Genomic DNA, 14,532 nt, shown 5'->3' on the forward strand with positions numbered 1-14,532 from the left:
GAAGTCCAATCCGGCCGGCGTCAAGGAAACCGACGTGTCGCTCAACGTGCTGGAAGAAGTCGCAACCGGCAAGTAAGACCGCCGGCCCTCACCCGGAGGCCCGTCGGTGCTGCGCGCGGACGGGCCTCTTTCGTTCGGTGGCAGTTGCTGCGCGAATGCGGGGGGCATATACGGACCCGCGCGCGCTGCGGGTGCTCCGAATGAACCCGCTTCTGGTCCGGAAATCGGTCACCGTGGTCGGACGGGGTCCGACTTTCGTCCCTTGATGAACGGCGTCGTCCCGGCATACGGCGCGCAGCCGTCACGCGGCGCGTGGCATGGCCCGTGCTTCATGATTCGACCACTAATGTATTGAACCCGGCGCTTACCGGGCACCCCAGGAGACTGTGCATGTATACAAAGGAATTTCACGCCGACTCGCTCGCATGGGAACCCAGCGGCATTGACGGCGTGCACTTCAAGGTGATCGACGGCGAACTTGCGACGACGGCATCCACCGTGCTCTACAAGTTCGACGCCGGTTCGTGCGTGCAGTCGCACCTGCATACGCAGGCCGATGAAGTCGCTTACGTACTCGACGGTCAGTTCATCGAGAACGGCAAGACCTATGGCCCGGGTTCGGTATTTACTGCGCCGGCCGGCACGTCACATGGGCCGCACACGACCGACACCGGCTGTACGGTGATGTTTGTGCTGTCGAAGGGCCTGGATTTCATCCCGGCCGAATGATCCCTCCGCGCTGCCGGTGGCGGCAACGGTCCTCGTTGCCGGCGGCGCACCCCCTGCGTTTCTCCTGCCTTCGTTTCCCTGGCCTTTCGCCTTTCCGTCATTGTCCGGGTGCAGCGGCGCCTGCTGAACAACCAGGGCGCGCGCCTCACTGTGCGGTCTCCTTCGGGGTTTCGCCGGGGGTGGCGTTCCGTGCCTCGTCCTCAGCTTGGCGGCGGGCCTCGGCTTCCTCTTCCGTCTCTTCATCGCCCGAATTCACGGCCGGGATGTCCAGCGGAATGTTGATCGCGATCTGCGACAGCGCCGGCACCACATTCACCGCCTGCGGACGCGTCGGATTCGGCACCCGACCTTCGATCGCGTTGCGCGACGCCTCCCGCCCGCTGTTGTCCGGGTCCGTCTCATTGACCACTTCGTGCAGCGGGCTACGCGTCAGCGCGGTCTCGTCGGTCACCAGACGGAAGCGCTCCAGGCGCAGCGCGAACTGCCTGTCCGGCGCATGAAGCTGGATGTCTGCCGGCTGGATCACCGTCGTCGCGTTGTCCATATACACGGTGCTCTGCGGGTTGATGAAGCGTGCCTGATTGTCGATCCGACCGTCCAGCACCTCCAGCCAGCCGCGTTCCGTTTCGATCCGCGCGTCCTGCGAATACAGCCGCTCAAAGCGCGTGCCGATCGGACTGTCGAACGTCAGATCAACCCAGCGCGCCATGCCACCCTGCGGTCCCGTCACGTTCATCAGCAGCGGACCCGCCGTGCCGGTTTGAACGATTCTCGCAGTAATCGAACCGACGCCGATCGACAGCTGCGAGTCCACCTTCAGCGTGCCTGCCTCGATGTCGCCATCGGTGATGATTTCGATAGTGTCACCACTCAGCCGCTTCACGCTGACCCGACCGTTGACGCTTTCCAGTCGCACGCCCTGCCCGGCGGTCACCGCATCCATCAGGATGTCCTGCTCGGTGAACACACTTGCGTTGCCCGCATCCGCCGTGGCTTCCAGCACCGTCACGCTGCGGCCTGCGCGCAGATCGAGATTGCCGCGCACGGCACGGACGCTGCCGCCGCTGACCGCGCCGATGGCCATGACCGTCGCGTCACCGCCTGCATTGACTTCGCCCACTTCAAGATCGGAAGAGAAATCCGGATCGGCTGCAGTGATGCCCGACAGATGCACGTCTTCCGCCGCCTCTGCGTTGACCGCGTGGCCGCTGCCCGGCGCAACGACCAATGCTTCGCCGGGCGCACCGATGCTGCCCGCAAGCGAACGCAGATCGATGTCGCCTTCCGCGGTCTGCAGCGACACGACACGCTGCGTGCCGCGGGCATCCAGAATGCTGCCGGCGCTGGTCAGGTGAATGCCGCCGGCGCTGGCGAACATTTCGGCCACGCGCATCGGTCCGCTCAGTTCATTCAGCCAGATGCCACTTGCCGCACGCGCCGTGAGCGTCGCAGCCGTGCCCAGATCGAGGCTGACCGGCCGCGCCGCGCTGCCGATGCTGCCGTGGCTCGCTTCAAGAATGGTGCTGCCGCCGCGCAGATTCGGAACGGCGCCCGCGCCGGCATCGATGATGCCGCCCGACACCTTGAGCCGTATCGTCCTGCTGAAATCGACTCCGCCGCCGCTGGCGTCGAGCGACACCAGATTGATGTCGCCAGGCAGCGCCGTGCCGTTGCGCTCGTAGTCGTCGGCCCCGAGGAATACGTGGCCGCGCGCATTCACCGTCACGCTGCCGTCCGCTGTCGTCGCCACATCGACGTCGTCACGCTTGAGCACCGTGGCGGTCTTCGCAACCGTGTCCACCGCCACGTCATCGGCTTCGGCCGCTGCCAGCGCTCGCCGCTCGTCGGGGCTGAGCGTCGCCAGTGCAGCGATGCTGACGGTGAATTGCCCCTCGTCGCGTCCGACGCCTCCAGCCGTGCCGGAGGCATTGAGCACGATGTGACGCCCGACCACATTGGGCTGTTCGATGCGGGTTTCGGTATCCGACACCGACTTGTTGTAGATCGCCGCACTGACGCCGTAGCGCACCTGGTTGTCGGTCCAAGCGTGGGTGCCGTTCGAAATGTCCGCCAGCGTATGGTCCGTGTCGGCGGACCCGACATAGCGGAAATCGGCGTCGTAGTCGGGCACCGATCCGGTGGCCAGCGTCACGCCCAGGCCACCCAGTTTCTGATGCAGCTCGCGTAGCCGTTGCGCCGCCGCCGCCGCATCGTAGGCGTCGGCGCGGTAGACGAAGCTGTCCGGATTGGCAGGGTCTTCGATCAGCTGAATATTGCGCAATGACCAATACTCACGGTACTCGCGATCAATGCCTGCACGGTGCGCCTTGAGCGCATCGGCCAGACTGTCGGCCGCGCCATCGGATTCGCGCAGCCGCAGGCTCTGCCAAATGGCATCCAGCTCGGCTTCGGCACGCGTATCGCGCGTCTCGTTGCGGTTGCCATCGACGATGCGGCCGTTGCCGGCGGTCAGCGTCACGTCTCCGGTGAGCGATTCGACCTTGTCCAGCTGCAGGTCGCCGTCCGGCTGCAGCACATGGATGTCGCCCATCGCCGTGACGTCGAGGCCACCCTGCAGCGTGGCCTGCGTCTGCACCACGAGCGCCTGCGCATCACTGCCGATGCGCCCGTTCAGCGACACCAGTTCGACGCCACCGCCCTGCACGCGCACGGCATCGCCGGCGCCGGCCGATACGATGTCAGCATCGGCCTGCAGGAACACGCGGCCGTCGTCACCGGTGATCGCCTGTGCCACGCGCATGTCACCCGACACCGCCAGCAAGCCGACGTCGCCTCCAGCGCTCACGGCATCGATGCTGCCGTTTCCGGACAGATTGAGTTGCAGGGGTGCAATCGCGCTGCCGATGCCACTGGCAGCCCGCATCGTCAGGCTTTCCGTCGTAACGGTGCCGCGCGCGCTTTCCGATGCGATGGCGCCGCCGGGCAGCCCGTCTCCCGCCGTCGCATCGAGCGAAACCAGACCGGTCCGGTTGGTCAGGCTGCCGGCGAGAATGATATCGCCGCGGCTGACGATGTCGATGCCGCCGGTGTCGTGGCCGATGAAGCTGATCGGGATCAGGTGGTCGGCCTTGACCGTATGCGTGTTGTAGCGCTTGGTGCCGAAATCGCTCCAGACCTCGTAGGTGTGCCACTTCCAGATGCAGAAGAACCACGAACACTTCGACCTTTCGGTCGACCACTCCCTGTAGGACGTCGTGACGTCCCGGCGCTGGTAACGATAGGCGTCGTCACCAAGGGCCGGATCGACTCTCGTGTACTCGCCTTCCATCAGGGGCGTCGCATCCGGATACTCGACGTAGGCCGTGCGATCCGCGATCGACCAGCTGCCCGGGAAGAACCAGAACTTGGTTTCCTTCTCGTAACGCGCGTAGGTGTTCGTCGTGCTGCGCTGACCGGTCACCCAGGTATAGGTCTGGTCCTCGACCGGCGCGTAGCCGGTGTTGCGCGTGTTGATCAGATCCACGTAAGACGCCACCGGACGTTCGACCAGCTTGTCGCCGGCCGGTGTGCTTTCGGTCGTGACGATGACGTCCGAGGTCTGCACATCGGCGCCCAGACGCGTGACGATGCGGGTGACCGGCGTCAGGCTGTTGTAGTAGGCGGTGGTCTGCGTGCTCGACTGCAGCGGGCTGCTGACGATGGCACCGAGGCCGCCGTTCGCGGCCGGGTCCCAGCGGCGCAGGTAGTCGGTGATGCGCACGCGGCCTTCGATGTCATTGCCGGTGTCCAGCCCGGTGATGACGATATCGTAGCCGGTGAGGTTGTCGATGTCGAAGCGACCGTAACCGTCCAGGGCCGCGATGCGGCCGCCGCCGGTGTTCAGTATTTCGCCCAGCAGTTCGAGCTTGCCGCCTTCGACCTTGACCGGCTCCAGTTCGATGCGGTTCAGTTCCGCATTGAAGAACGCGACGATGTTGCCGTCGGTGCCGGTGATGCGGAAGCGCGGATCCGCCGGCTTCATGCCGCCGGCCACCAGTGCGTCGTAATTCGTCTTCGCCTGCGCCAGCGTGGTCGGGGTCTTGTAAGGACCGATGTTGAGATTGACGCGCGCGTCGGCGTCGATCGTGATCGAACGGTCGGGAATGCCGCTCTGCAGCAGACCGTTGATGTTGAGGTAGCGGGCGCTGATGAAGATGTTGTTGCCGGCGATGGTCGGCGCACCGTTGCCGATGCGCACCTCGTCAGCCGCACCGCTGAACAGGCTGCTGTCCTCGAAGTTGTTGGCGGTTCCGCCACTGCCGCCGCTGGGCGTGCGCGTGCCCCCCCACAGGTCGCGCGCGGCGCCGGCGGTGTGATAGAAAGCCGACGGCGAACTGAACACGAAATCACGCCCTGCCGTGATGTTGATCGTTGCCGCCTGGATATTCGGTGCGGTCAGCGGATTCGACGGATCCTTCGGCTGCACCAGCACGCTGCCGCGTTCGCTTTCCAGCGTGACGGTGCCGAGCAGGTTGCTGATGTCGCCCACCACTTCGATGTCCGGCGCGCGGGTATCCGCGTCGAGCGGAATGTGGGTGTTCCTGACCTCGATCAGCGGCACAGCCGAATCCGGCGCGATGTCGACGCTGCCGAAGCCGGCCGAACCACCCTTGTTGCGCGCATTCAATGCGGCGTTGATGTCGGCTGTCGTCGGGCGGGTGCCCGACGTATTCAGGATGGCGACGCTGTTCAGCACGAGCCGTCCGGTCGCCTCTTCCGGAATGGTCAGTGCATCGGTGCGCAGAAAGGCCGAGCTGTTGTTGATGATCTGTATCTTCGCATCGCCGCGCGCAAGCAGCTGACCGCTGCCTGCGAGGTAATCGCCCATTACGTTGATGTTGCCGCCGCGTGCGCTCAACTCGGGGAGGAGGATGAAGGCGGCGTCGGACACCGAGGCCGTCGCGCCGCCCGCCGGGAACAGATCGGCGAGCTGCTGCTCGAGGAAGTTGATTTCGGCGGTCAGCGCCGCCACCGTTTCCGGGCTGCTCGCATCGGCGCCGGTGCTGGTCACACCCTGATACTGGCCGCGGATGTTCTTCAGCGAGTCGATGCGCGTCTGCAGGTTGTCCTGCAGGTTTTCGATGCGCGCGACCGGCATGTCGAGGCCGTCGGAGCGCGATATCCAGTACTGCTTCGAATAGGTGTCATAGACGCAGCCCGCGACGCCGGGCGCCTGGCACTTCGCCTCCTGGCCGTCGCGCGGCACCTGCGTGCTGAGCGTGACCGGCAGTGCACCGCCACCGGGATCCGTCTCGCTGATGGTCATCCAGCGCTGATTGTGGATGCCGGCGTCGATGAAGCCATTCACCGTCGTGCCGGCCTGAGACAGTTCGATACTGCGTCCGCTGTTCTGCTCGATCGACACGTCGCCACCGCCGAACAGGTTGCTGATGCCGCTGGCGATGGCGCTCGCCGCCTGGCTGTACAGATCGCGCGCGACGCCATGTCCATTGACGATATGTCCGAAGCCCTTGTCAGCAATCAGGCTCACGTCTTTCACGCTGCGCAGGCTGCCGTCGACGATGATGCGGTTGGTCTGGGTGAGCAGGCCGTCCGCGCCCCAGTCCAGACCGGGTATCGGAACCAGCGAATTGTTGTACAGATCGGTGTGCGCGACCGACGAGAACCGGTTGCGCACGCCACCCGCATCGCGCCCGGCACCCAGGTTGATGAAGCCGTCCGCGCGAATGTCCGATCCGGCGCCGATCGATGTGGTCGACCGGCTGTGGATGTCCGACTTCGAATAGCCGTCGGCATAGGCAGCCAGACCCCAGGTCTTGGAACTGGCGCGCGCTTCGACATCGACGTTTTCCCGCGTCGCGAGATTGAAATCGCCCACGGTATCGATGACGACATTGCTGCCGATGCGCGCTTCGGTTCGTCCGACATTCCCGGCCGCGGTGGTGAGCGGGTTGATGTTCACCTCGATGATGGATTCGGCGTCGGCCGCACTGATGGCGCCGCCGGCTTCCAGCTTGGCGCGGTCGCGCAGCATCACGTCGGACACCGCATTGAAACTGGTGCGTCCCGCGTCATCCGGATCGCCGAGCACGCGCACCCGCGAGTTGTCGCCGACCTCGACCCGGGTGATGTTGTCCACCCGCGTTTCGCCGGAGCCGGCCGCGCCGCCGGCCAGACCCCCGGCACCCGCGACGACGTTGAACTGGGCGAGCCAGGGCTTGCGCGACTGGTTCAGCGCATGCACATCCAGATCCCAGGTGTTCAGGTGTGCGCCGGCGCGAATCCCTGCCACCACCTTGGCATCGATGTCATTGCGCGCCTGCGCGCCGCTGGCACCGACCACGCCGGCAGACAGCGAATCGACGCGGGCATTGAAGGTTGCCGTGTGATCGGCGCTGACTTCCATGCGCCCGCCGGTGTCGGTCACCAGCGCATCACCCACCGTGCCGCCACCGAGCAGCGCCTGCGTATCCGAAAGATTGCGCGTGGACGCCAGCGCGGCAGCCCCCGCGATGATGCCGCCGGAACCGGCTGCGGCATCGGCCGACGTTTCGTCGTGACCGGTCGCGACCACGCTGAGCGCGTCGCCCACCGTGCCGGTGTTGCCGTTGTCGATGGACGCGAGCGTGACCGAGCCGGCGACGGCGTACGCCTGGTTGCCCCCGAGCGCAAGCAGCCCGCCCAGGGTGACGCCATTGGTGACGGCCGTCTGGCGCGTCAGGTTCGACGCCGTCAGCGATGTGCTGTCGGTGATCGCCAGCGCATTGGCCGTGCCCATCGTTGCGTTGACCAGCGCGTTGCCGCGCGCGCGGGAATCACTGCCGTTGGCGCTGACCAGCAGCGAACCGCCGGTCGCGTTGGCGTATGAGTAGGCGCTGTTGCCGACGCCGTTGCCGACTATCGGCAGCAACGTCGCCGCATTCAGCGACAGCGCACCGGCCGTGATGTTGTTGTAGCGACCCACCGTTGCGAAGGACTGCGTCGACGCCGACGCTTCAGCCAGCGACACGCCGATCGAGACGGCGAGCGAGCCGTTGTAGCCCCGGGCGACCGCACTGACCTGCGGCGTGCTGTTGGCGGTGACCGACACGGCCGAACCGGCGCCGTTGATGGTCACACGGTCAGCGACAGCGGCATTTGCCGCCCCCAGCGCGCCGGCGCGCGACTCCGAGCCGGACCCGGCGGCCACGCCGCCGGCACCGGCTTTCGACTCGGCAGATACCGTGTCTTCACGCGTTGCCTGAATATCGAGCGCCCCGCCTGCCAGCGTGACGCCAGTTACGGCGGTCTGCGCCGTCGCTGTATCGCTGCCGCCGATCTGCGCAGTCGTGCTACCGGTCTTGTCGGCGCGCGCGATCACGATGCCGGCCGCCACCACACCGACGGCATAGCCTTCGGCTCTGGAGCGGGCATCCAGCGTGTCGTTTGCGGTCACGCGCACGTCGCCCGTCGCACTGCTGACGGTCGCCCGGGCACCTGCTCCCAGACTGGCGCGCACCGCATTGTTCAGATCGACTGTCGCCACCGCTGCACCGACACCCACCAGACCGCCAGCGGCCTGGAAGCTGTCGACCTGCAGCGCCGGCTCGGCCTGGACGAGCGGATCGTCGTCCGGCAGTTCGGCCGTCTTCGCGCTCAGTTCGATGTCGCCGGTGTCGGCCTGCAGTGAAATGGCGCCGACCGTCGTCGCGCCGACATTGTGGCGCACGTCGAGCACGCTCACCGAGGCGCCGACGCCGGCCAGACCGCCCAGCGCGATGCCGCCGGCCCCGACTTCGACGCGGTCCTTTTCCGACGCACCGATGCGGATGTTGCCGCCGGCGACCAGCAAGTCGCGCGTGCCGTCGCTATCGACCACTGTGGCCAGCGTGGCGCCCAGCGGCGCCGCGTTGACCTGATCCTTCGTCGCGACCTTGCCCGCCGCGTTGACGCGCTCGATGTCGGTATCCGAGAAGCTGTCCGCCGTGCGGACATTGCCTTCGTCTTCGTCGGTGGACAGCATGTCGCGGCTGGAGAAGGCCTGTGCCGAACTGAGGGTGCCCTCGTTATCGCCGTCGGTGTTGTCCAGTTCGCCGGATGCGTCGGCGTTCATCGTTGCATTGAGCAGCGTGACCGCAGCCGAGCCCCCGATGCCGAGCGTGCCGCCGACCGCCGCAGCGGCTGCCAGGTTGGACAGCTTGCGCTCGGCCTGCGACGTGACGTCGATGTCGCCACTGACGTAAACATTGCTGTCCCGGATGGTCGCCGATGTCGTGTTGTCGACCTTGGTCACCGACGCACCCGCCCCCACGCCGGCCATGCCGCCGAGTGCCGCCGCACCGGCCCGGCTTTCGGTCACGACCTTGTCGCTGGCGCTGACGAGCAGGCTGGCGGCGCGATCATCGCTGCTGCCGATGCCGCTGTCGATCACCGAAGCTTCGGTCGTGCTGCTGATGATGCCGACCGCCACCGCACCGGCCACGCCGGCGAAACCGCCCCCAGCGCCGCCGACAGCCCAGGTGCGCATTTCAGTGGTGGTGCCTGCCGTGACATTCACGGCGCCGGCGGTGTCGACGGTGACGTCTTCGATGCGCGCACGCGTGGTGCTGTCATCGAGGCCGACGGCAAAGGTGCCGGCGCCCGCGGCACCGCCCACTGCAAGCCCGCCGCCCGCCACAAGGAAGGTCGAGTAGTGATTCGACGTGACGTCCAGCGAGCCGACTTCGAAATCCGCCTGCTGCGCAGATGCTTCCGTGGTGCTGGTGAACTTCGCCACCGAGCCGCTGCCCACCACGGCAACCACGCCGCCCGACGCACCGACCACCACGGATGCCACACCCTGCGCCGACAGCGCATCGATATCCGCATCGCCCTTCGCACGGATGTCGGCACGACGGGTGTCGCCGCCGGTGACCCTGGCGACGGTGTTGCGCTGGAACACATTGACGTCGGCCGACGCGCCGATGCCGGCCGCACCGATGGCAATGGAGCCGATGAAGGTGTTGCCGTAGGCGTGGTCGGCGGCCCGGATGCTGACCGCCTGCGCATCCGACGCGCCCGTGTTGTCACCGCCGTTCAGAACCGAATCGGTCACGGTGGCCAGTGTCTCACCGCCGATCAGGCTCACGCTGGCGGTCACGGCGACACCGGCATACAGGCCGCCCCCGACATTCGCGACACCGGTCGTGGTGTGATGCGTGGCCAGTGCGTTGACCGCAATGCCGCGCACATATTCCTTGCCGCGCGAGGCGATCAGGTCGGGCGCGACGAAGGGGTTGGAGGACGAATAGCCCCCGCCCTCGGTATTCATCTCGTCGATGCTGTCGCGCAGGTTCGCGCCGGCCACCTCGCCGGTGTTCACGCTCACGCCCGTGCCCTGCTGCGCACGTGCAGCGACCTCGCTGCCCTTGATCGCGGCTTCGGTCGTGCCGGTGATTTCGTTCACCGTCACCGCCGCACCCACGCCGGCGGCGGTCAGGCCGATGCCGGCAGCGCCCGCCAGCACGGAAATCCTGTCATCCGCCTCGGCCAGCACCGCAATGTCATCGCGCGCTTCGATCACTGCACCGTTCTCGATCAGCGCACGTGTGTCGGAGCCGATCAGGTTCACCGCGACCGAGCCGCCGACGCCCACCTTGACGCCGGCACCAACGCCCACCGATGCGGTCTTGATGGTGGCCAGCGAATCGGCGCTGATGACGACGCTCGCAACGTCCAGGCCATGGGCCGTCTGCTTGCCGGACACCCGGGCGAGCGTCACGTTGCCGATGTCGTTCACCGCGACGGCAGCGCCGAATCCGGCCGACAGGCCCAGACCGACACCGCCGGCCAGCGATTCGATCAGCGACGTGTCGGTCGCCATGACCGTGACGTTCGCCCCGCTTGCATCGACATCGGAATCGACGATTTCGGCCGTCGTGCGGGTCTGATCGCTGAAGTTGGTCGACGCGGAGCCGGCGCCGCCGAAGGTCGACGCCAGGCCGCCGGCGACGGACGCTGACTTGATGGTCGACGTGTTGGTCGCCGTCAGCGCCAGCGAATCCACGGTCTCGCCGGTCTGGTCTTCGACCGACGAGTCCTCGAGCGCTGCCCGCGTCGTGTTGCCGATCTCGTTGTAGGCGACGGCCACGCCGACGCCCGCGGTGCTGAGCGAAAACCCGACTGCGCCGGCGAGCGATTCGATCGTCGACAGGTCGCTGGCCGACAGCGCGATCGCACCGCCCGACTTCAGTACCACGCCATCGGCCGAGGCCCGCGTTTCGTTGGTAATGGTGTTGATCGTGACCGCACCGCTGAGCGACACGCCGTTCGACGCGCTCAGTGCGGCCGCGACCGACACGATGTCGTTGTCGCTGGTCGCGCTCGCCGAAATGCCCGCGGCGCCGCGCACCACCTCGTCGTCGATATCGCTGCCGGTATCCGTTTCGTCGCCGACCAGTTCGGCAACGGTGTCGGAATCCACGGTGGAAATCGCCACCGCGGCACCGAAGCCGGCCTTGCCGCCGAAACTTGCCGCACCGGCCACGCTGCGGATGTCCGAACTGTCACTGGCAATCAACGACACCGAGCCGCCGGTATCCACCCCCGCCCCGCTGATGGACACGAGCGTACCGTTGTCCACATTGCTGTAGGCAACGGAACCGGCAACGCCGACCTTCTGCCCTGCGGCGACGCCGGCCGACACCGACCACATCGGGCCGCCGTTCCAGGCATCGAGCAGTACATTGCCCGACCCGCCGAAGGTCAGCGCCGTACGGGCAATGGTGACCTGCGTGATCTTCTCCAGCTGATTCCAGGTGAAGGCTCCGCCCAGGCCTGCGCTCTTGCCGGTGGCGATGGTCAGCGCACCGGCACCGGCCAGCGCCAGGGCGTCGTCGCGCGCGCCGGCGCTGAGCCCGTGCGTCAGCGAGACCGTCAGGTCAGCCACGCCATCGGCATCGGTGTTGATGTCCAGCGTGGAGGCCGCCGTACCGGCCACCGACATGCTTGCCAGATCGGCCACGGTTGCACGGGTCGTGTCATTGACCAGATTGATCGACACGGCAGCCGAAATGCCGATGCCGGATTTGCCCTGTTCGCCCTTGTCCTTGACATTGGTTTTCGAGCCGTCGCCGCCGGGCTTGCCGTCCGTGCTTTCGTCACCGCCGCCGGGCAGCGAGCCGGCCACGGCGAAAGCACCTTGCGTGGCGCCGGCACGCGCCTTCAGGAAGACGTTGCCGCTCGCCGCGAGCGTGCCGCCGGTGCCCGTCTCGTCTGCACGATTGCCTATCAGTGCATGCGTGTCGCGGTCGAGGTCATTGAGCGCGATGGAAAAGCCGATGCCGATGCTGCCCGATCGCGCCACGCCGCCGGCGACATTGATCGACATGCTGCTGTCGATCGCCTGCAGCACGACGTCGCGCGCGCTGACGGTGGTGCCCGACGCAATCTGCGCAATCGTGTGCAGATCGCTGTCGATCAGCGAGAACGCCCCCTGGACCGACACCTTGCCGGCCTTGCCGGCCGCTTCGGCGATGGTCACCTGGTCGAAATCGGTTTCGGCCAGCAGCGCCAGTCCGTCGGCGCGCACCGTGGCGCCGCGCGCGATGGTCGCGTCGGACCCGCCGGTCAGCGTCAGGTGATGATAAGTGCCGCCGAAGCCGGCCGAAGCGCTGTTCGACCCGCCGTCCGGCAGCGTGGTCAGATCGATTTCCGGCACGCCCGCCAGATTCAGCAGGCCGTGCGAGGCGTGCGCGGAAACGGTGACATCCTGCGCCGCCGACAGCGGCGCGGTGCCCGCATTGATCAGCGCCGAACCGATCTTCGCGTTGGCCTGGCTGTCGAGGGTGAAGTGGTCGACCGCACCGGCGAAGGACAGCCGTTCGCTCTCGACGCCACTCTGCACCCACGACGTTGCGTTGATCGGCTGGCCGATCAGGTCGAACAGATTGCTGCCCAGATTCGTCCACGCGTCGGGGTCGGCCCAGTCCATCGTGTCGAGGGTGTCGTAGGCATCGACCCACTGCGTCCAGAACGGCGTCAGCTTCGTGTCGGCTGCGACCGTGATGGCGCCGCCTGCATTCACCGTCGCGCCATCGCCGATCAGCGCATCGGTGCGATGCGTCACGTCGATCACCGCGATCGAACCGGAAATCGCGATCTTCTTCTTTTCTTCCGTCTTCGCCTTCTGTTCGTCGGGCGGCAGCGGGTGGTCGGGATCAGGCGCTTCCAGCGAGCGCTCGTCGACCGCGGCCGACGTTTCGAAGGACAGCGACTCCTCGGCGTTCGCGAACACGTCGACGCGCCCGCGCGAGGTCACATCCGCACCTGCGGCGATCTCTGCCTTCACCGCATTGTCGTTCTCGACCCATGCGAAGGACGCCGACAAGCCGAAGTTGCCGCTCGACCCGGCGCGCGCATCCTTGTTCGGCACGCCGGCGACGAAGGCCGTCAGCTTTTCGAACAGCGCCACATCGATCGGGCGGGCGTTGCTGAAACCCTCTTCGGGATTGGGATCGCCCGCGGTGCCAGCCGATGCACCCACCTCGGTCTGTGCGTCGTCGGCCAGCGAGGCCGTCACGCTCACGCGGCCGGCATCGGTCACCGTGCCGCCGAGCGAGGCGGTCATCGTGGTGGTGTTAACCAGCACCGCGATGCCGGACGAGGCCATGCCGTCCTTGAAGGAACTGCCGGTGGCCGACACCTCGATCGACTTCGCACCGGTCGCTTCGACATCGAGCGATGCCGCCTTCGCGATCACCGCCGCGCTGCCCACCGTCGTTTCGGACCGCTGGTTCGCGATGCCGACGGCGAAGGCGAAGTTCGCATACTCGCTGGCCGTCGACAGCATGTTGTTGTAGTGGCCGGTGTTGATCGTGTCGACCTTCACCAGCAGCGTGCTGTCAGCCTGCGAGCGCAGCGTCATCGCGCCGCCGGACGACAATGTGGCGCGCCTGATGTCCACGGTGGCCAGCGCGTCGGTTTCGCCATAGCCGATGCCGAGCACGGACCCGACCACCCGCATCGAAGCATCGGTCACCGCCACTGATTCGATCTTCAGATCACCACTCGCTTCGATGCGCGCGCCGCCATCGACATCTACCGTGGCGTGGGCCACCGACACGGTGGCATCGACCACCAGCGCCAGATCGTCGAGAAAGCCGAGCAGCGCGTCGGTGTATTCCTCACCCGTCCACACCCACTTGTCGTTCGCGTCGGCCTTCAGCGTGACGTCGCGCCCCGTGATGGTGGCGTTGTTGACGGTGATGGACGCGATGGAGTCGTCGACCGAGCCCAGCACCGGCGTCGACTGGTTGTCCGTGGCCAGCAACTGGATGTCGCCTCCGAAAGGGGCGAAATCGCCGTCGGCGTGCGCCAGCACCTTGCTGCCGGACTTCAGGTCGATGTGCTTCGCTTCGAAGGTGATGTCGCCGGACGGCCCGACCGAAGCGCCGGTGGCGTGGCTCGCCGCGTCGGTACCGGCGACGCGGCGGCTGGATACCGTCACGTTTTCGTTCACCGTGATCCTGTTGTCCGCCTGCAGCAGCAGGTTGGCGCCGGTGACGCTGACGCCGTTGTCCGACCCCGCCGGAATGCCGGTGTAGCCGCCCGCTCCGCGCAGCAGGTTCGCGCTGAGCACGATGTTCAACGGATCAATCAGCACCCGGCCCGCGGCACCGCCATTGCGCCCGTCGGCCATCAACTGGCCGCCGGCCAGCTCCACCGTGTCCTTCGCCGAGAACTCGACGAAGCCGCCGTCGCCGCTCGCCCCCGCACTCGCGTCCAGCACCGCACCGCTGCGCAGCGTCGCGTTGCGCTCGGCCATCGAATACACGCGCCCGCCGTCCGAATCCGCGCCATCGCCCGCCGCCGTTACCATCGCAT

General features: G+C 66.9%; 2 protein-coding genes. One reads left to right on the plus strand and one right to left on the minus strand.

Features of this window, described 5'->3' with window-relative positions; translation table 11 throughout:
• Positions 1–390: 390 nt before the first annotated feature.
• Entirely contained in the window at positions 391–729 is a 339-nt protein-coding gene (locus ACTIFF_RS17710) for a cupin domain-containing protein (RefSeq protein WP_439538022.1), read from the plus strand.
• Positions 730–874: 145 nt separating this feature from the next.
• On the opposite strand, the gene ACTIFF_RS17715 is transcribed toward ACTIFF_RS17710, so the two are convergent.
• Entirely contained in the window at positions 875–14,527 is a 13,653-nt protein-coding gene (locus ACTIFF_RS17715) for a beta strand repeat-containing protein (RefSeq protein WP_439538023.1), read from the minus strand.
• Between the last annotated feature and the right edge of the window lie 5 nt (positions 14,528–14,532).

The sequence above is a fragment of the Methyloversatilis sp. genome, assembly GCF_051861465.1.
Taxonomy (GTDB): Bacteria; Pseudomonadota; Gammaproteobacteria; order Burkholderiales; family Rhodocyclaceae; genus Methyloversatilis.